The 19,033-nt window shown below is 56.8% G+C and carries 18 protein-coding genes and 1 tRNA gene; 13 read left to right on the top strand and 6 right to left on the bottom strand.

The genetic code is table 11. The features are described from left to right. Positions 1 to 43 precede the first annotated feature (43 nt). The 5 genes from AB7E06_RS15350 to AB7E06_RS15330 all read left to right on the top strand — a co-directional run bounded on the left by AB7E06_RS15350 (position 44) and on the right by AB7E06_RS15330 (position 5,987). Positions 44 to 120: transfer RNA gene (locus AB7E06_RS15350), tRNA-Asp, on the top strand. Positions 121 to 493: 373 nt separating this feature from the next. Continuing rightward, the gene (locus AB7E06_RS15345; protein WP_094195675.1) at positions 494 to 1,105 is read left to right on the top strand and encodes a TetR/AcrR family transcriptional regulator; all 612 of its coding nucleotides are present in this window, start codon (positions 494 to 496) and stop codon (positions 1,103 to 1,105) included. Positions 1,106 to 1,159: 54 nt separating this feature from the next. Then, a complete protein-coding gene (locus AB7E06_RS15340; protein ID WP_094195674.1) occupies positions 1,160 to 2,245 on the top strand; it encodes an efflux RND transporter periplasmic adaptor subunit in 1,086 nt (361 codons plus the stop codon). Then, positions 2,242 to 5,313: an efflux RND transporter permease subunit gene (locus AB7E06_RS15335; RefSeq protein ID WP_427957500.1), complete on the top strand. Its 3,072-nt coding sequence runs from the start codon at positions 2,242 to 2,244 to the stop codon at positions 5,311 to 5,313. The genes AB7E06_RS15340 and AB7E06_RS15335 overlap by 4 nt, the downstream gene beginning before the upstream one ends. Positions 5,314 to 5,504: 191 nt before the next feature. Continuing rightward, the gene (locus tag AB7E06_RS15330) at positions 5,505 to 5,987 is read left to right on the top strand and encodes a DUF3293 domain-containing protein (protein WP_427957498.1); all 483 of its coding nucleotides are present in this window, start codon (positions 5,505 to 5,507) and stop codon (positions 5,985 to 5,987) included. On the opposite strand, the gene AB7E06_RS15325 is transcribed toward AB7E06_RS15330, so the two are convergent. Then, positions 5,964 to 6,386 (bottom strand): acyl-CoA thioesterase, encoded by a 423-nt coding sequence (locus tag AB7E06_RS15325; RefSeq protein ID WP_094195671.1) that lies wholly within the window; start codon positions 6,384 to 6,386, stop codon positions 5,964 to 5,966. The two genes, AB7E06_RS15330 and AB7E06_RS15325, sit on opposite strands and share 24 nt — an antisense overlap. 288 nt (positions 6,387 to 6,674) lie before the next feature. On the opposite strand from AB7E06_RS15325, the gene bioB reads away from it, so the two are divergent. Further along, entirely contained in the window at positions 6,675 to 7,691 is a 1,017-nt protein-coding gene (gene bioB / locus AB7E06_RS15320; protein ID WP_094195670.1) for a biotin synthase BioB, read from the top strand. A 1-nt stretch (position 7,692) separates the two neighbouring features. Next, positions 7,693 to 8,544, top strand: coding sequence for a hypothetical protein (locus tag AB7E06_RS15315; RefSeq protein ID WP_094195669.1), 852 nt, complete (start codon positions 7,693 to 7,695; stop codon positions 8,542 to 8,544). A gap of 212 nt (positions 8,545 to 8,756) precedes the next feature. Here the strand turns inward: AB7E06_RS15315 and AB7E06_RS15310 are convergent, their stop codons facing one another. The 5 genes from AB7E06_RS15310 to AB7E06_RS15290 all read right to left on the bottom strand — a co-directional run bounded on the left by AB7E06_RS15310 (position 8,757) and on the right by AB7E06_RS15290 (position 14,381). Further along, positions 8,757 to 10,256 carry an MFS transporter gene (locus AB7E06_RS15310; protein WP_427957495.1) on the bottom strand — a complete coding sequence of 500 codons (1,500 nt, stop codon included), beginning with the start codon at positions 10,254 to 10,256 and terminating at the stop codon, positions 8,757 to 8,759. Between the two features lie 164 nt (positions 10,257 to 10,420). Next, a complete protein-coding gene (locus tag AB7E06_RS15305; protein ID WP_094195667.1) occupies positions 10,421 to 10,930 on the bottom strand; it encodes a peroxiredoxin in 510 nt (169 codons plus the stop codon). Positions 10,931 to 11,320: 390 nt separating this feature from the next. Further along, positions 11,321 to 12,646, bottom strand: coding sequence for a TRAP transporter large permease (locus tag AB7E06_RS15300; protein WP_094195666.1), 1,326 nt, complete (start codon positions 12,644 to 12,646; stop codon positions 11,321 to 11,323). Then, positions 12,643 to 13,278 (bottom strand): TRAP transporter small permease, encoded by a 636-nt coding sequence (locus AB7E06_RS15295; protein WP_427957492.1) that lies wholly within the window; start codon positions 13,276 to 13,278, stop codon positions 12,643 to 12,645. Before AB7E06_RS15295 ends, AB7E06_RS15300 begins: the two co-directional genes overlap by 4 nt. Before the next feature lie 119 nt (positions 13,279 to 13,397). Next, complete coding sequence (locus AB7E06_RS15290) at positions 13,398 to 14,381, bottom strand: TRAP transporter substrate-binding protein (protein ID WP_094195664.1); 984 nt, start codon at positions 14,379 to 14,381, stop codon at positions 13,398 to 13,400. Positions 14,382 to 14,496: 115 nt separating this feature from the next. Between AB7E06_RS15290 and AB7E06_RS15285 the strand changes: the two genes are divergently transcribed. From AB7E06_RS15285 to moaB, 6 genes are all read left to right on the top strand, one after another. Further along, positions 14,497 to 16,467, top strand: coding sequence for a PAS domain S-box protein (locus tag AB7E06_RS15285; protein WP_427957490.1), 1,971 nt, complete (start codon positions 14,497 to 14,499; stop codon positions 16,465 to 16,467). Then, positions 16,460 to 17,098, top strand: coding sequence for a response regulator transcription factor (locus tag AB7E06_RS15280; RefSeq protein ID WP_094195662.1), 639 nt, complete (start codon positions 16,460 to 16,462; stop codon positions 17,096 to 17,098). Before AB7E06_RS15285 ends, AB7E06_RS15280 begins: the two co-directional genes overlap by 8 nt. 80 nt (positions 17,099 to 17,178) lie before the next feature. Further along, positions 17,179 to 17,682 (top strand): cyclic pyranopterin monophosphate synthase MoaC, encoded by a 504-nt coding sequence (gene moaC, locus AB7E06_RS15275; protein ID WP_094195661.1) that lies wholly within the window; start codon positions 17,179 to 17,181, stop codon positions 17,680 to 17,682. Between the two features lie 19 nt (positions 17,683 to 17,701). Continuing rightward, a complete protein-coding gene (gene moaD, locus AB7E06_RS15270; RefSeq protein ID WP_009463873.1) occupies positions 17,702 to 17,959 on the top strand; it encodes a molybdopterin converting factor subunit 1 in 258 nt (85 codons plus the stop codon). A 1-nt stretch (position 17,960) separates the two neighbouring features. Continuing rightward, positions 17,961 to 18,440, top strand: a complete 480-nt coding sequence (locus tag AB7E06_RS15265; RefSeq protein ID WP_427957487.1) for a molybdenum cofactor biosynthesis protein MoaE — start codon at positions 17,961 to 17,963, stop codon at positions 18,438 to 18,440. After that, positions 18,433 to 18,963: a molybdenum cofactor biosynthesis protein B gene (gene moaB / locus AB7E06_RS15260; protein ID WP_427957486.1), complete on the top strand. Its 531-nt coding sequence runs from the start codon at positions 18,433 to 18,435 to the stop codon at positions 18,961 to 18,963. Before AB7E06_RS15265 ends, moaB begins: the two co-directional genes overlap by 8 nt. Positions 18,964 to 19,033: the final 70 nt, after the last annotated feature.

Raw genomic sequence — 19,033 nt, 5'->3', positions numbered from 1 at the left:
AATCCCCTAGGGGACGCCAAAGCTTTTGCTTGGCAACCGCTGCGGAGCGGTAGTTCAGTTGGTTAGAATACCGGCCTGTCACGCCGGGGGTCGCGGGTTCGAGTCCCGTCCGCTCCGCCAAAGAATTCAAAAAGCCTGATAGATTTCGATCTATCAGGCTTTTTTCATGCCCGCTACTCAAGTTACCTAGCTTCAGCACCAGGCACACCTCAAAATGGCAGCTCTGGTCCATTATCAGATCTCGATCCTCTATAGCTGGCACGCTCAACGGACCCCCAGAAAGCCAGATAGCTCTGCTGACATTCAGCAGGTTCCTCACCTTCTTTCTCGCCAATCCACAAGCGCGTTGCAGCGTAGCCGGACGCGGCACCCCAACCACCAACCCCTCCGCGACCAAACAGTCAATTCGTGGTTTCAGGCACGCAATTATCTTGCCCCTGAGACGCAAGGAAGTTAATGTATTGCGTTATCGTTACTTCAACATTCAACTTCCATGTCCGCCAGCACCTTGGGCCAGCGAGGCCCGACCGAGCACCATCGCCGCGAACAGATTATTGAGCAGGCCAATGCTCATTTCCGGCTCTACGGATATCGCAAGACCTCGGTTGCCAGCCTGGCCAAGTCCATAGGCGTATCCAGCGCCTATCTTTATCGTTTTTTCGACTCCAAACAGGCCATTGGCCAAGCAATTTGTCATTCCGTGCTCAATGGCATGCACGTGCAACTGCAGCAAATTGTTGAAGGCGATTTACCGCCTATTGAACGCCTGCGCCATTTCATTGAAACCGCCTGCAATCTAAGCCTGGAGCTGTTCTTGCGGGAAGGCCGCATGCAAGAGGTGGTGATTGAGGCTCTGCAAAACAACTGGGCCACAGTCAACCAGCACAGAGAGGATTTGCTAACCCAAATTACCGCACTGGTGCGTGCGGGTCGGGAAAGTGGCGACTTTGAGCGTCGTACTCCCCTGGACGAAGTGGTCCAAGGCATCTTATTTGCCTTGACCGCCTGCCTGCACCCCGTCTTGCTAGAAATACACCCCCCTGAAAAAACCCGTCAAGGCTTGCTGGTGGTCACCCAGCTAATCCTGCGCAGCCTGATGCCCTGAGCATCAAATCCCAAGTTACAGTTCATCCAACTCTTTACTTACCCGGAGTCCTGCATGGCTCTTTTCCGCTCTCTTAGCCCCGTTTTAAGTTTGTCTGCCGCCCTTGTACTGATGGGGTGTAGTCAGCAGACCCAAGAGGCAGACCCTCGCACTCAGGCTCCTTTGGTAATTCAAAGTGTTGTTGCGCCCAAGGCCGATCAGCAGCGGCGTTTCCTGGGCTTGGTTAGCGCGCGAATCGAGAGCCCGCTGGCATTTCGGGTAGGCGGCAAGATTGATACGCGCCAGGTCCAAAACGGCGAGCATGTAAAAAAGGGTCAGCTCTTGATGACTCTGGATCCCAAGGATCTGCAACTGGATCATCGTGCTCGTCTGGCTGCCGTGCAGGCGGCCCAAGCTCAGGCAGAACAAGCCCAGTCAGACTACAAGCGTTTATCCCTGCTTGTCGATCAGGGGGGTGTCTCCCGTCAGGCCCATGAGCAAAGCAGACAAGCGCTACGCAGCGCCCAGGCGAACTTGAAGTCAGCGCAAGCACAGGCTGACCTTGCCCGCAACGCAGGCCAGTACAGTTCCCTGAAGGCTGAGGCCAGCGGCATCATTACCGCCCAGTTGGCTGATGTCGGTCAGGTAGTCAGTGCGGGGCAAGCCGTGCTGCGCCTGGCCCAGGACGGCCCACGTGATGTCATCGTCAGTTTGCCAGAACAATGGGATCTTCCACTGGGCACCCGCGCCACGATCGAGCTGACTGACTCCCAGGAAAGCCTGCCCGCCCAACTGCGTGAGTTGGCACAATCCTCTGACCCCGCCACTCGCAGCTATCAGGCCCGCTTTTCCTTCGAGGGTGAGAACGTCACTGCCCGACTAGGCTCCAGCGCCATCGTGCATTTGACACCTCCCGATGCAGACGCCTTGAATCAGGTGCCACTGACCGCCATTTACGATGCGGGCAAAGGCCCCGGCGTATGGGTCATTGATAATCAGAAAACCGTGCACTGGCAGCCTGTGACGATTGCCAAACTGGCCCAAGAGTACGCCTACCTCTCCAAAGGCCCTGAAACCGGTACAGCCATTGTGGCCCTGGGTGCCAATCTACTGCACGAAGGCCAGGAAGTACGCCCAGAAATGCGCGGGGCCAAACCATGACAGGCCGCTTCAATCTTTCAGCATTGGCCGTGCGCGAACGGGCCATCACACTGTTCCTGATCATTGCTCTGGCAGCCTCCGGCATTTACTCCTTCGTGAAACTGGGACGAGCCGAAGACCCGGCGTTTACCGTAAAAGTGCTGACGGTCACTGCCATGTGGCCCGGAGCGACGGCTCAGGAAATGCAGGATCTCGTGGCCGAACCCATGGAAAAACGCATGCAGGAGCTGCGCTGGTTTGACAGGGTAGAGACGGTTACCCGCCCTGGCACAGCCCTGATGGTCGTGACCTTGAAAGACACCATGCCGCCGGCGGACGTCCAAAGCGAGTTTTATCAACTACGCAAAAAGCTGCAAGATCAAGCTCCACGTCTGCCCAAAGGCGTGCAAGGCCCCTTCGTGAACGATGAATACTCGGACGTGTCCTTTAGCCTGTTCGCCCTGCAAGCCCCAGGCTTGCCACCGCGATTACTGACTCGCGAAGCCGAGAAGGTACGCAGCCAGTTGCTGCAGGTTCCCGGCGTCAAGAAAGTCAACATTCTGGGCGAGCAAAGCGAGCGCATCTTTGTCGATCTGGACGAGGCCAAGTTGCACAATCTGCAACTGAATCCTCAACAGATCCTGGAAGCCTTGTCCAAACGCAGCGCCATGACCGCCAGTGGTGCGGTCAGCACCGATGGACCACGCATTCATCTTCGCCTCAGTGCCGGACTGGATGATATAGAGGCCATCAGCAATACCTATATCTACGTACAAGGTCACACCTTGCGACTGGGCGATATTGCCACAGTCAGCCGGGGTTACGAGGACCCGCCCAGCTTCGAGATTCATCACAACGCCCAATTTGCCATGCTGCTGGATGTCGTGATGCAGGAGGGCTACAACGGCCTGTATCTGGGCAAGGATCTGGAAAAGGCACGGGAAGATATTGCCGCTGCCCTGCCTCTGGGTTTCTCGCTGGAGACCGTGACCAACCAGTCGGTGAACATTGCTTCGGCCGTGGGCGAGTTCATGTTCAAGTTCTTCGCAGCACTCAGCGTCGTGCTGCTGGTGTGTCTGATCAGCATGGGCTGGCGTGTGGGAATTGTGGTGGCAGCAGCCGTCCCCCTGACGCTGGCCATGGTGTTCGTCATCATGATGATGACGGGCAAGGTGTTTGACCGGGTGACGCTGGGTGCGCTGATTATCTCGCTGGGCCTGCTGGTGGACGACGCCATTATTGCGATCGAGATCATGATCGTCAAAATGGAAGAAGGCATGGACCGCCTGAAAGCCGCTGCCTATGCCTGGAACCATACGGCTGCACCCATGCTGTCCGGCACCCTGGTGACGATCATCGGCTTCCTGCCAGTGGGTTTTGCCCGTTCCTCTGCTGGAGAATACGCGGGCAATATCTTCTGGATTCTGGCCGCCGCCCTACTGACTTCCTGGCTGGTTGCCGTGGCTTTCACTCCCTATATGGGCGTGAAACTGCTGCCCGCCATTCCTGCCCGTCCAGGCGGTCACCAAGCCATTTATGACACCCCCAACTACAAGCGTCTGCGCCGCATGATTGCCTGGTCGGTACACCACAAGTTTCTGGTGGCCGGCATTGTGGTGGGTGCCTTCGTGCTGGCAGTTGTAGGCATGGGTTTCGTCAAACAGCAATTCTTCCCCACCTCCGATCGGCCCGAGCTGCTGGTAGAAGTGCAGTTGCCTGAAGGCAGCAGCATTCAGTCCACGCAGGCCGTTACTCGCCAGGTCGAGAGTTGGTTGCGCGAGCAGCCCGAGACCAAGCTGGTGACCAGCTATACCGGGCAAGGCGCACCGCGCTTCTTTCTGTCCTACAACCCAGAACTGCCCGACCCTTCTTTTGCCCGTCTGGTGGTGCTGACCGCCGATTATCACGACCGCGATGCTCTGCTGCAACGCTTTCGCCAGGTGGTGGCCGATGGTTTGACGCCAGAAGCGCGAGTGCGCGCAACGCAACTGGTGTTCGGCCCATCCACCAAATACCCCGTGGAGTTTCTGGTGCGCGGCCCCGACCTGGACACGCTACGCGATATTTCCGAGCAGGCCATGACGATTATGCGTGCCGACAAGGACATGCGTCAGGTGAACGTGGATTGGGGTTCGCGTGTGCCCGTCTTAAAGCTAAATGTAGACCCTCAACGCCTGCAGGCACTAGGCCTGAATCGTCAGAGTCTGGCAGAACAAATCCAGTTGCAACTGGACGGCGCAACGGTTGCGGAATACCGCGAGGATTTACGTAATGTACTGGTCGTAGCGCGCAGCTCGGCCGTCAACCGCCATGATCCCACTCGCCTGTCCGGCCTGACCGTCATGAATGATCAGGGCCAGAATCTACCTTTGGAGCAAGTCGGCAAGCTGGAAATCATGCAGGAAGAACCCAAGCTGGCACGTCGCAACCGCCTGCCTACCATGACGGTACGGGGTGATATTGCTCCTCACGTACAACCGGCAGAGGTCGCCAACCGAGTGATGAAGAAGTTTGCCTCCTTGCAAGCTTCCCTGCCCCCTGGCTACCTGATCGAGATGAGCGGCATTACCGCCGAGGCCAAGAAATCCAACGACGCGCTGCTGCCCGTTTTCCCGGTCATGATTGCGCTGATGCTGCTGGTTATCGTGATTCAAGTGCGTTCGCTATCGAACATGATCATGGTGTTCCTGACGGCCCCCTTGGGCCTGATCGGCAGCGTACCTGCCTTGCTGATTTTCCAGCAGCCCTTTGGTTTTACCGCGATTCTGGGGCTGATCGGTCTGGCGGGGATTTTGATGCGCAATACCTTGATTTTGATTGAGCAGATCAAGACCAACCGGGCCGAGGGTGCCTCGCCCTACGACGCCGTAATCGAGGCCACCGTACAGCGTGCCCGCCCCGTTATTCTGACGGCGCTGGCGGCGGTACTGGCCTTCATCCCGCTGTCCTTCTCCGTGTTCTGGGGCTCCATGGCCCTGACGCTGATCGGTGGCACGGCGATTGGCACCATCCTGACCCTCCTGTTTTTACCCAGCTTGTATTCGATCTGGAATCGAATCCAGGACCCACGCGTCTCATCACTTGCTTGAAGGCTGAAACTATGTAAATAATGGATGCATGGTTTGGACCGAACCCCGCACGCGAGGCAGGCATACCGCCTGCCAGCCGCCCCCACAAAAGGGAGCATTTTTTGCCCACGGACGGGGGTTTGTGAGGGAAAAACCATGTGTCCCACGGCCAGTCTTGTGGGCCTGGAGAACAGAACGACGCCAGTTAGCTTATGTCTACACCGAACAACTTGCCCGCCGCCCTGTCTCACGCTTTCGAGAAGGCAATTTACCGAGTACACAGCCCTCAGGGCGATATAGACGTGCGCATCGGCCAGCTCAACCGCACTCTGAATCAATTGCTGGAACAAGAAAACAGTCGTGGCGCAGCGATTTTGACCGCCTGCAATCCAGGCGCCCAAATTTGCAGCCGCGCCTTTAACGATGCCGTTCAGGAAACCCTGCTACGCGATTTGCAAAAACAGGATCTTCATTGGTGGCCCGCCGTGAACCTGGACCCCAAAGGTAAATGGCCGGATGAACCCAGCTTGCTGGTATTGGACATCAGTCTGCAACAAGCGCGCTGGCAAGCACGCCTGTTCAAGCAATTGGCTTTTGTCTATATCCCGACCAATGGCAAACCACAGTTGCACCACGTGCAGCAGCGACTGCCTGTCTGCAATCAGGCTGATTTAAACAGCCCTGCTCCCTTCTAGACGCTGACGGAAACCATCGGCAATGGCAGCTCCTTTCAGCCGCCCCTCCGGCAAGACCCGCGCCCAGGCACGCCACTCGTGGCCAGTTGCTACCAGCACACCATCCATATTGAAGACTTGATATTCAAGCTTGAAACGCCGCTCCAGCCATTGGGTCACATGCACACAAACGCGAATTTCGCGGTCATAGGTAACAGGTGCGCGGAAGTTGGCACCGACATCCACCAACGGGGTTACGGCATCGTATTCTTGTCGCAAGACACGCTGGCTCAAACCAGCCTGCCGCAGCCACGCCTGATACGTGCAATCAAACCAGTAAAAATAGTTGGGATAAAAAACAATCCCGGCCTCATCGCAATCACCCCACTCCACCGTGATGCGGCGCTCGAACACGTGCATGTTTATCCTTTCGCAAAATCACCGGTCAGTTTACTGCGAATAAAAAGGTGGAAACCACGCTAATCAGGTACTAAACCAGCAACAGAAACATTTTGCAAACACTGACCAAGAAACAATTTGTATCGCGATCAGGCATATCAATTAAGCGAAGTTAGCAACAATTTCGCTTAATTATCACTGAAAAAAGCCTCTGAAGAGGGAAAACCGTCACGCCCAAGCAGGGACAGAAGTCGTCTTTCACAGGCAGAGCACCTAGCATAGCCGCGTCACTGAATAAGGTAGCCTGCCATGTCTGTAAATAACCCCGCGCCCTGGACAATTCGTCGCATCATGGAGCTTTACGAACTGCCCTTTATGGATCTCGTATTCCAGGCGCAAAGCGTACATAGACAGCACCACCCCGCCAATCAAATCCAGCTCTCCAGCCTGCTGTCCATCAAGACTGGCGCCTGTCCCGAGGATTGCTCCTACTGCCCGCAATCCTCCAAATACCAGACCGAGCTGGAACCCGAACCCTTGATGCCTCTGGAGCAGGTACTGGAGGCGGCCCGCGCGGCCCAGGCACAGGGCGCACAGCGTTTTTGCATGGGTGCCGCCTGGCGTTCCCCTACAGAAAAGCAGTTGGACCAAGTCATTGATATGGTCAGTGCCGTCAAAGCGATGGGGCTGGAAACCTGTGTCACTTTGGGCATGCTGAAAGACGGTCAGGCCGAACGCCTAAAAGAGGCTGGGCTGGATTACTACAATCACAACCTGGACACCTCTCCCGAGTTCTATGGCCAGATCATCAGCACACGCACCTACCAGGACCGCCTGGACACGCTGGAGCGCGTACGTGCAGCCGGCTTGAACAGTTGCTGTGGCGGGATCATTGGCATGGGCGAAAGTCGCCGCGAGCGTGCCGGCCTGCTGGCCCAGTTGGCCAATATGCGCCCCTACCCCGAGTCCGTGCCCATCAACCAATTGGTAAAAGTGCCAGGCACACCGCTCGATCAGGTCGATGACCTGGACCCCTTCGAGTTTGTACGCACTATCGCCATTGCACGTATCCTCATGCCCACCAGCGCCGTGCGCCTGTCAGCGGGCCGCGAAACCATGGATGACAGCACACAGGCCCTGTGCTTTATGGCGGGGGCCAATTCCATTTTCTATGGCGAGCAATTGCTGACCACCGGCAACCCGCAGTTTGTAGCGGACCAGGATCTGTTTGCCCGCCTGCAACTGGAAGCGGCCAAAACCACACTGTCCGAACCTCCTTTGTCTTTGGAACAAACCCGTCCACGCGCGATGGTCGAGGCCCTTTAATATGCTCACTTTGATCGCCAGTATTCTGTGCAGTGTTGCTGTTTCCATTCTGCTCAAAGTTGCCCGCCAGCGGCAGATCGATGTCGCCCAGGCCATCATGGTCAACTACGGCGTGGCAGTAACCTTAAGCCTGGTCTTGCTGCAACCACACCCCAGCAGCCTGCTCAATCCCGCCACACCCTGGTGGATTCTGATTGCCTTGGGCGTGCTTTTGCCTAGTGTCTTTCTGTTCATGGCGGCAGCCGTACGCCAGGCCGGTATTGTATTGAGCGATGCCGCCCAACGCCTGTCTCTGTTCATCCCCTTGCTGGCGGCCTTTCTGCTGTTTGGCGAGCATCTGGGCGGACAGAAACTATTGGGCATAGGCTTGGCCCTGACCGCCCTGCTGTGCTTGCTGATACGTCCCCACCAAACCAGTAAGCAGGACGCGGGTTCCGGACATCCGGCCCTGATGCTGCTGGCGGTCTGGCTGGGCTATGGCGTGATCGACATCATGTTCAAGCAGCTCTCCAAAGCCGGCGCCGCTTTCTCCAGCAGTCTGGTGGTGTCCTTCTCCTTGGCAGGAGTGCTGATGCTGTGCTGGCTGCTGGCCAAGCGCACCAGTTGGCACAAAGGCAGTCTCTTGGCTGGTCTGGTACTAGGCCTGCTGAACTTCGGAAATATTTTCTTTTACATCCGCGCCCACCAAATCTTCCCGGAAAACCCCACCCTGGTGTTCTCGGCCATGAATATTGGCGTCATTGCCTTGGGGGCCATTGTTGGAGCGGGCTTCTTCAAAGAAAAACTCAGCGCCCTCAATGTAGTGGGGGTTGCCCTGGCAATAGGCGCGATCGTGGCCCTGATTCCACGTTAAACAGTCCCAGGCGTATCTCATACACGCCTGCGTAGTGCAGCGCGGCAGCAGGATATTCTGGCTGGCAAGATTGAGCTTGAAGCTAAATCTAACGGGCTTGAATTCCAGATTTAAGATCCGGGCAAAGAAAAAAACCCAGGCCTGGCCTGGGTTTTTTTGAGTGAATCATGGTCGTAAAGCGCCACGAAAACAGGCTCGATTCTGTCGACTGTTTACGGAGCTGGACCTGACGGTTTCCGCTTGCTCTCTGCCTCTTGCGCACCGCCCGAGCTATCCACATCTGCCGGGTTCCCAGAATCATCCAAGCCTCCGGAACTTCCCGCAACAGGATTAACCCTCTTGTCGTCCTCGGCAAGTGTCGCTTCTACGGCCTCATCCTCCGCCTGGCGCTCTACCGCAGTACTTTCCGTTGTCGCAGGCACGCGCTCCTCAACCGGGGGCAGATCCTCGAACACCGGGTCGTGTGACACGTCAGAACTGATATCGACCCGAGGATCCAATGCCACCGCCGCAGCCGAGCTTTGCAAGCTATCGGGCATAGGCACAAAGTTGGTTGGCGCATCCTGGCTCAAGTGATCGCCCAGCACCTTTTGCGGACGAACCAACAGGACCAGTGCCAAACCACAGGCCGCCACGAAAATGTAGTACAGGTTGCTGCCGATGTAAGTCATCAGGCCGCCGGCAAGCAGCGGCCCCAAACAGGCCCCCAAGCCATACACCATGTACAGGATGGCGCTCAACCCGACCCGCCGCTCTGGGTCCACGTTATCGTTGGCAAACGCCGCCCCCAAGGGGTAGAGCGTAAATTGCAGAATCCCGAACAGCGCGGAAAAAACCAGCAAGAACCAGAACGGTGCCTCGAACCAGCCCCACAAGGGAATAGCCAAGACCAGCAAACAGATTGCATTGATGCGGATCAGCTTGACGCGATTCATGCGATCTGCCAACCAGCCTACCGGCCACTGAGCCAACACCCCGGCTGCCACCGACACCGCAACAAACAAGGCCGCCTGCTCACTACTTAAATGGACACGCACCGCATATACCGGGGCCAGCCCGTAGAAGGCCCCGGTCAACATGCCAGCCACCAGCAGCACCATCAAGGACAAGGGCACGCGGTCTACGTAGTAACGCGCATTAATGGGTGCGGGGACTTGCAAAGGCGGATGACTGCGACGGGTAATCGCCACCGGCACAAGACTGAAGGCCGAACAGATCGCCACAAAAACCAGGGGTTCGTAATTCAGATGCGGGAACAGCGTTAACGACAACTGTCCCAACACCGTGCCCAGACTGGAGAACACCATGTAAATGGCAAAAATTGTACCGCGCTGGCTATTGTCGCTTTGCTCGTTAAGCCAGCTTTCAATACCCATGAACTGCACTACCATCGCTGCGCCCGCCAAAAAACGCAACAGCAGCCAGACATACATGGAGTCGATCAGAATCTGCACCAGCACACAGATGGTGACAATGGCAGCACTGGCGGCGTACGCACGAATATGGCCCACGCCCATGATCAGGCGATGGCCCATACGAGCACCAAATACCAGGCCCAGGTAATACACCGCAATCAGCCCACCAATCCATACCTCTGACACGGAGATGGCCGTCAGGCGCACCCCCATGAAGGTGTTGAATAGGCCCGAGCTGAGCAAGAGCATCAGGGTCGCAAAGTACAGGGACGAAAACGCACCCACCGATGACAGCATTCACACATCCTAAAAAAACAGCAGCACCGTGCTTACTCTGGCTATCCCCCACACTCCAGCCGGGGTGCCACGACAAAAGCACGGTAAAAAAAGCGCCAGCTTGCAGCCAGCGCTTTGTAAGCTTTCACTCCCACGCCTGGCCGGACTGGCGCAGGGTCAGATACTTAAGACTGTACCTGTTTGAGCAGAGTATCTGCATCCGACGTATGCAGGCCTCCGTCGTTCTCAATGTTCAATTGTTTAACAACGCCATCATCGAGCAAGGCGGAAAAACGCTTGGAACGAACGCCCAGACCTTTGGCCGTCAGATCAAACTCCAGACCCAGTTTCTTGGTCCAGACCGCACTGCCGTCAGCCAACAAGCGCACTTTGCCATTGACATTCAGGGACTTACCCCATGCACCCATCACGAAAGCATCGTTCACAGACACGCACCAGATTTCATCCACACCAGCAGCCTTGAACTCATCTGCCTTGGCGACAAAGCCAGGCAAGTGCTGCTCGGAGCAGGTGGGAGTGAAAGCGCCAGGGACGGCAAACACGGCAATTTTCTTGCCTTTAACCAGATCAGCCACCTGAAAGTTATTGGGGCCCATCGGGCAACTTTCTGTGGCGGTTTCAATGTACTCACTAAGGGTCGCGTCTGGAACGCGCTCACCGACTGAAATGGACATAAGGTCTCCGTATGAATAAACACCGCCAGTATGGCGGCCCGATCAAACTATGATACTAATAGACTAGCGTGTCTGATAGACAAATAATACTTATCAGTACGTTTCATTTGCCTACACAGCCAAGAAAAACTATTCAGCGCTGAAAGACAATCAGACCAGCACACGTAGGCAGCAACCTTTGGTGGATGCTGGAAGCAGCCAGTCCCGGCACTCAAAAAATACAGTCCATACAGCAAAAAAATCTGTCAGCACCAAAACACTCACCCACAAAAAAAGGCCGGGCTTTTTGCCCGGCCTTCCAGGTGATTCACGTTTTACGCCGATTGCATACAGCCGTACTGCCCCATCATGGGCTCACCTTGCCCTGCTCGCCGATAGCGATCAGGACCTCTACAGCCATCCCATCATGCGGGGCAGCCAAAGCGTAATTCCTGGAATGAAGGTAATCATCAAGAGGAAGGCCAGGCCCGTCAGCAACCACGGCATGGTGGACTTGGTCACTTCGGTCAGGCCCAGCTTCGATATGCTGGACGCCACATACAGATTCAAGCCAACCGGCGGCGTCGCCAGCCCGATCTCCATATTCACCACCATCATAATGCCGAAGTGAACCGGGTCCATGCCCAGCTTCATGGCAACCGGGAACAAAATGGGGGCCATGATCAGGATCAGCCCCGATGGCTCCATAACCATACCGATCACCAGTAACAAGACATTGACGAACAGCAAGAAGGCAATCAGCCCCATCCCTTGCGACACAATCCATTCGGCAATCGCTTGTGGAATCTGCTCGGAGGTCAAAATGAAGGCAAACATGACCGCGTTCGTGATGATGTACAGCAGCATGGCACTCATGGCCGCCGACTCCAGCACAATGCGTTTTACCTCGCGCAGCTTCACATCCTTGTAGACCCAGACCGCAATCACAAAAGCGTACACGGCACTGATGGCGGCAGCTTCGGTCGGCGTGAACACACCGGAGTAAATCCCCCCCATCACAATAACGATCAGCATCAACCCCCAGATGGAATCCATGAAGGCACGCCAGCGCTCTTTGTAAGAAGCACGCGGCATACGGGGGTAGTTCATTTTCCAGGCGCGGAACATGGTGGTCGCACCCAGGGCAAGCGCCAAGATCAAGCCCGGCACCACACCTGCAATAAATAGCTGACCAATCGAGGCGGTGCCTACTTTGGCACCATCCGGGCCTTCGACCATCATGCCGCTGGTAGCCACCGCGTACATCACCATCACAATTGAAGGTGGCAGCAAGATACCCAGACCACCAGAGGTAGCCACAATGCCGGTTCCGAACTGTGCGGGATAGCCTTGTTTGACCATCGCCGGAATCATGATCGACCCAATGGCCGCCACAGTAGCTGGCGAAGAACCACTGATCGAGGCAAACAAGGCGCAAGCCAGTACCGCTGCCAAGCCCATGCCGCCGGGTAAATGGCCCACCATGGAGGCCGCAAAGCGAATCATGCGCTGCGCGACCCCACCGTGCGTCAGGAAGCTACCGGCCAGAATGAAGAACGGAATCGCCATGATCTCGAACTTCTCGATGCCGGTAAACAGCTTCAGAGCAATACTGTCCATGGGCACGTCTGTCATGGTGAACAGGAACCCCATCACCGTCAGACCCAGGGCAATCGACACGGGCATGCCCGTCAACAGCAGGATAGCCAGCAAGGCAAAAATAATCAGGGCGGTCATGCGCGCGCTCCTTCGGATTCAGACACACCGCGCTCTGTTTCAGCGATCAGATCAGCCGCAGGCTCGTGATGGGGCAACTGGCCAGTCCGAATGAAATTCATCAAGGCTTGCAGGAAACGAAAACACATCAGCAGGGAACCCGCAGGCACCGCCAGATACACAATCCAGACAGGCACTTCCAGGTCAGCCGACACTTGAGCTGTATGGGCAATGTCGTAGACAAAGCTGCCGCCAATCCAGGCAACCATGGCGGTAAACAAGGCACCGGCGAACAGGGAAATCACCACCAGCAGATGGCGCCAACGCGGCCCTACCGCGTTAACCAGCACGTCCACACCCACGTGGATACCCACGCGTACGCCGTATGCGGCACCAAACTTGGCCATCCAGACAAACAGGTAAATACACAGCTCCTGCGCCCAGAGCAAATTGATGCCAGCCACACTGCGATAGCTTGAACGAGCCATCGCCATCACGGATTCGTAACCCTGGGCCCGCGACCAGGACACCAGATCAGCCAGCATGCTGACCGAGTAACGCTGGCAGACCGCTACGAAAATAATCACCACGGCGGCCACCATGAGAAGCGAGATGAACGCCTCCTCAAAGCGGTCCAGAATACGTAAGAACATGGGTAGCTCCAGACTACAGCGGGCCCACCCGGATCACGGGCAGGCGCAGCGCAGTAGCGGGAAGAAAAACGGAGCAGGTCTGAAACAGACCTGTACAAGATAAGCGGAGAAAACCGACTTTATTCGGTCGCCTTGTAAAAGGCATCGATCACGTCCTGGCCGATACGAGATGCCATTTCCTTATGAACAGGATGCAGTTGCTTGACCCACTCCTGACGCTCGGCATCGCTCAACTGATAGAACTGAGTCTTGCCGGACTCTTGCATAGCCTTCATGGAATCGTTGTTCTCTTGCTCGGCAATATCGTTGGCGTAAACCGTGGCTTCGGCCATGGCCTTTTCCATGCCTTGGCGGATATCGTCAGGCAGACCTTCCCAGAACTTCTTGTTCACAATCACGGCATAGCCCAGATAACCGTGATTGGACACGGTGGCGTGCTTTTGCACTTCATGCATTTTCTGGGTGTACATATTGGACGGCGGGTTCTCGGTGCCATCGACCACACCGGTTTGCAGGGCCTGGTACACCTCAGAGAACGCCATCACCTGAGGCACGGCATCCAGTGCCTTGAACTGAGCTTCCAGAACTTTGGAGGACTGAATACGCATCTTCAGGCCCAGGAAATCGTCCACGCTTTTCAGGGGCGTATTGGCGCTCATGACCTTAAAACCGTTGTCCCAGTAAGCCAGGCCCTTGATGCCCTTGGGCTCCAGTTTGTCCAGCAGCATGCGGCCCACAGGCCCTTCGGTGACCTTACGCAGATCGTTGCGGTCATTGAAGATGAAGGGCAGATCGAACACCTCAAATTCACGTACGCCCAAAGGACCGAACTTGGCCAGCGATGGGGCCAGCATGTGTACCGCGCCCAGTTGCAGGGCTTCGAGTTCTTCCTTGTCTTTGTACAGTTGCGAGTTCGGGTAGACTTCGACAACGACCTTGCCCTCGGTGTATTTTTCGGCCAGTTCCTTAAAGCGCACAGCACCCTTGCCCTTGGGTGTGTCTGGCGACACAACGTGGCTGAACTTGATGATCATGGGGTTGGCCAGAACAGGCGCGGACAGGAATACGGACGCCAGCAAGCTGGCCACAAGGGTCTTTTTCATGTTTGCCTCCGGTCGGTGGGGAACCGACACGTTTTATTGATTGATGTGCTTGAAAGCGTGTAGCTTAAAAAAGCAGTCCCGAATTATCTATTGTGGAAATCCGAAACCTTTTGTCATGATGCGTCTTGCCCGTCCGTCCGGATTCATGCGCCAGGCTGCCTCACGCACCCTGGCCGCCCACCCGATCAGCACCTATGTGCCTATTTTGGCCATTCTGATTATTGTGCTGCTGATGGGCGTGTTTGCCTGGGCAGTCAGCAAGGAGCGCCATGAGGAGCAATCCAACGAGCTGATACGCAATGCCCTGTGGGTGGAGCAGTCCCTGTCCTTTCAATTGCGCTCGCACGAGAACAATTTAAGCCGCATTGCCAGTGAAATTGAAGTTCACTCCCGGCCCGCCACCACCCAGACGGCACTGACACAGTTACAGCACTTCAAAACCATTCACCCCGATCTGCTCAAAGTCGCGGTACAAGATCGCTTTGGCACCACTTTGCTGGTGCGCCCTCCCGGTGCCGACACCCGAATTGCGGCCCACGTCAGCACGCCTCGCACGTCCACCTGGTTACCTGCCTACTACTCCAATGAGCACCAGGAAAGTGTGCTGGATCTGGTGGTGCCCATTTACGAGGACAACGAGATTGTCGGCACCTTGCGCGCCACCTTTTCCCTGGCCACCATTCTGATGGAAAACGTGCCCTGGTGGATCGCCGAGCAGTATCACGTCTCCCTGATCGACCAGGGCGATCAGACGCTGGCCACACGCTCCAAAGGCGAGCCGGGGCAAAGCGAATTACGTTACGCCATGTCGGTAGACCCGCCTTTGCATGGCGTGCGTTTGCTGATGACACCCTATCCGCAAAAAAACATTCCCACCTTCACCTTGCTGCTGACCGTCATTGCCGGTCTGGCTTTACTGGCTGTGGTGAACCTGGCCATGCAACATCACTACGCACGCAAACGCCGTGATGCCGAGCTGGCCTTGAGGCAGGAACAAGCCTTTCGCAGTGCCATCGAGAACTCCATGGTGACCGGCATGCGCGCCCGCGATCTGGACGGCAAGGTGCTGTATGTGAACCCGGCGTTTTGCGAACTGGTCGGTCGCAGCAGCGAAGAAATTATTGGTCTGGCACCGCCCATGCCCTGGTGGGTGCCGGAGATGATGGATGAAACGCTGGAGCGCCGGGACCGCCTGAAGTCCTCCCGCTCCGTGCAGGTCTTTGACACGCTGTTCCAACGTCCGGACGGCTCGCGCGTCGATGTACAGGTCTTTGAATCCCCGCTGATTGACGCCCAGAAACAGCATGTGGGCTGGATCAGTTCCATCATTGACATCAGCTCGCGCAAGCAGGCCGAAGCCCTGGCCAGCTCACAGTCCGAACAATTGCACCACACGGCCAAACTCATCACCATGGGCGAGATGGCCTCCACGCTGGCCCATGAACTGAACCAGCCGCTATCGGCCATTGCCAGCTATGCGGCCGGCTCCCTGAACCTGCTGGGTAATGAACCACTGGATCCGAAACTGCTGCGTCGTGGCCTGGAAAGTCTGGCCGAACAAACACGCCGTGCCGGGCAGATCATCCACCGCATTCACGACTTTGTACGCAAACGCGATCCGCAGCTCAGCCCCCTGAATTTGCCAGATGCCTTGCAAGGCGCCTTGGCCATGGCCAAGGCGGGCCTGCGTCATCATCAGATTCAATTGATCGTGCCCTCTCACCCCGAGAACCTGCCCGTGATGGGTGACAAGGTGCTGCTGGAACAACTGATTTTCAACCTGCTGCGTAATGCTGCCGAAGCCATGTCCGGCCTGGAGCCGGAACGCCGGGTACTGGAAGTGACCATGCAGGCCAGCAACGGTGTGGTGCTGGTGATGGTAGCCGACCAAGGCCCCGGTGTAGCAGCAACGATCATGGCCGAGGTGTTCCAGGCCTTTACCACCACCAAAGCTCAGGGCCTGGGCATTGGTCTGAATATTTGCCGCTCCATTGTGGAGCTGCACCATGGCAAACTCTGGTTTGAAAACGGGGTTCCCCACGGTGCCACCTTCCTGTTTTCCTTACCCTTGATCGAACATGACTAAGCACGCCCCTTTGGTCCACATCGTGGACGACGACCCGGCCATCCGCGATGCCCTGTCCTGGCTCTTTGCTACCCGTCAGGTCAATACCGAACGCTGGGAATGCGGCGAGGCCTTTCTCAATGCGCTTGGCCCCGAAACCCAAGGCTGCATTCTGCTCGACATACGCATGGATGGCCTGTCCGGCCTGGAAGTGTTCGAGCAATTGCGCCAGCGCCAGTCCTGCCTGCCCGTTATTTTCCTGACCGGCCACGGCGACCTGCCCCTGGCCGTGACCGCGCTGAAACAAGGCGCGGCAGATTTCATCGAAAAGCCTTTTAACGATAACGATCTGGTGGACCGCGTGCTGGAGGTGCTGCGCAACTACGAGGCCAGCCAGGAAGCACGAGACCACGAGCAGGCTTTGGAGCAACGGCTGGATACTCTGTCTCAGCGCGAACGTGAAGTGTTGGCCCTGGCGCTGGAGGGGAGACTGAACAAGCAGATTGCCCAGGACCTGAACATCACCATGCGCACGGTGGAGGTACACCGTGCCCGAGCACTGGAAAAGATGCAGGCCCGCACGCTGATCGAGCTGGCCCGACTACTGGACCCAGCCCGCCTGCGGGAAGACCGCAACCCGCCGGGGCCTTAGTCAAAGCTACCGGGGCGGGTGTATATAATGCAGCCATAAACTATTAGAACCGCGCACTAGGCCCGGTCCCCGGAGCGATCATGAGCACCACTACCGAAAACACCGATTTGCACCTTTCCCATCTGGATGAAGATGGCAAAGTTCAGATGGTCGATGTCAGCCACAAATCGGCGACATCCCGTTCTGCCACTGCCCGCGCCGTGGTACGTTTGAGCCCGGCTGCCTATCAACTGCTGTCAGCCCAGCACAATGCCAAGGGCGAAGTGCTCAACACCGCCCGTGTGGCAGGTGTGCTGGCCGCCAAACGCTGTGCCGAACTGATACCCATGTGCCACAGCCTGCCCCTGGATTTTGTCGGCATTGATTTTGAAAGTGATGCGGCGGCGGGCACCATTGCGGTGCTGGCTACCTGCCGCACCCGCTATACCACTGGCGTTGAGATGGAAGCCATGACGGCCTGCTCCATTGCCGCCCTGACCATTTACGATATGTGCAAAGCGGCCGACAAAGGCATTGTGATTGAACAGACCCGTTTGCTGGAGAAAACCGGCGGCAAAAGCGGGACCTGGACAGCTTTTGCCTAAGCCCTTTCACGGAGATAGCATGACAAGCCCTTTAACATTGCGCGTCCTGTACTTCGCCCAAGTGGCCGAACGCACAGGCCAACGCCAGGAAAACTGGGAATGGCCCCAGGAAGGCACCGTCCAGCAATGGACTGAGGCCCTACTGCAACGCCACCCGAATTTGAGCGATATGGCAGGCCGCCTGCATGTGGCGGTGAACCAGTTTCACGCCAAACCCACCGACCCTGTCCGACCCGGCGATGAAGTGGCTGTGTTCGAGCCCGTCACCGGAGGTTGAGATGATTCGCATCCAGACCGAAGATTTTGATGTTGCCACCCTGAACGCCGAACTGCGTACCACGGCTGGCGGCAAGGCCGGTGCCATGGTGACCTTTACCGGCTATGTGCGCGATCAGGTCGATGGCACTGCCACCGAATCCCTGTTCCTGGAACACTACCCTGGCATGTGCGAGCGCGAGATCGAAGCGGTTTGCGATCAGGCCCGCCAACGCTGGCCCATTTTGGATACGCTGGTCGTACACCGTGTGGGCGAGCTGCATCTGACCGAACAAATCGTTTATGTTGGCGTGACCAGCGCCCACCGGGGCGATGCTTTTCGTGCCTGCGAATTTATCATGGACGTGCTGAAAACCCGCGCTCCTTTCTGGAAGCGCGAAACCCTGGCTGACGGCAAACGTTTCTGGGTACAGCAGCGCGACAGCGACACCCAGAAAACTAACACCTGGAATACCTCTGCGGACACCGACAAGCATGTCTAAAGCCAAGACCGATTTACCCGCCGTCCGCCTGAACGCCGCAGTGCTGACCATCTCGGACCGACGAGGCCCAGACGATGACACCTCCGGCGAGTATCTGGCGGCCAGCCTGACAGAAAGCGGCCATTACTGCGTACAGCGCGCCATCAGCAAAGACAATATCTACGCCATTCGCGCCCTGCTCAGCCAATGGATTCTGAACCCGGAAATCAACGTCATCATCTGCAATGGCGGTACGGGTTTCAGCCATAAAAAATCCACGATTGCCGCAGTCACACCTTTGCTCGATCAGGTCATTACCGGCTTTGGCGAACAGTTCCGCTACCTGTCCTATCAGGATATTGGCTCCTCGGCCTTGCAATCCGATGCGCTGGCTGGAACGGCCAACCGGACCTTGCTGTTCTGCATTCCCGGCTCGGGCGGTGCCTGCAAACTAGCCTGGGAAAAAATCCTGAAAGAACAACTGGACAGCCGTCATCGCCCGTGCAATTTTGCCTCTGAATATCTGGAGCCAGCCAAGTCCTGATGCCTGCAAAGGCATGGCAGTGGCTGCTCCGGAACGACCTCCTTTCCACCGTGCTCTGACGCCCTGAGCC

The sequence above is a fragment of the Alcaligenes sp. genome, from assembly GCF_050255915.1.
Classification (GTDB): domain Bacteria; phylum Pseudomonadota; class Gammaproteobacteria; order Burkholderiales; family Burkholderiaceae_B; genus Alcaligenes; species Alcaligenes aquatilis.
This window is presented reverse-complemented; position numbering and strand designations above follow the sequence as displayed.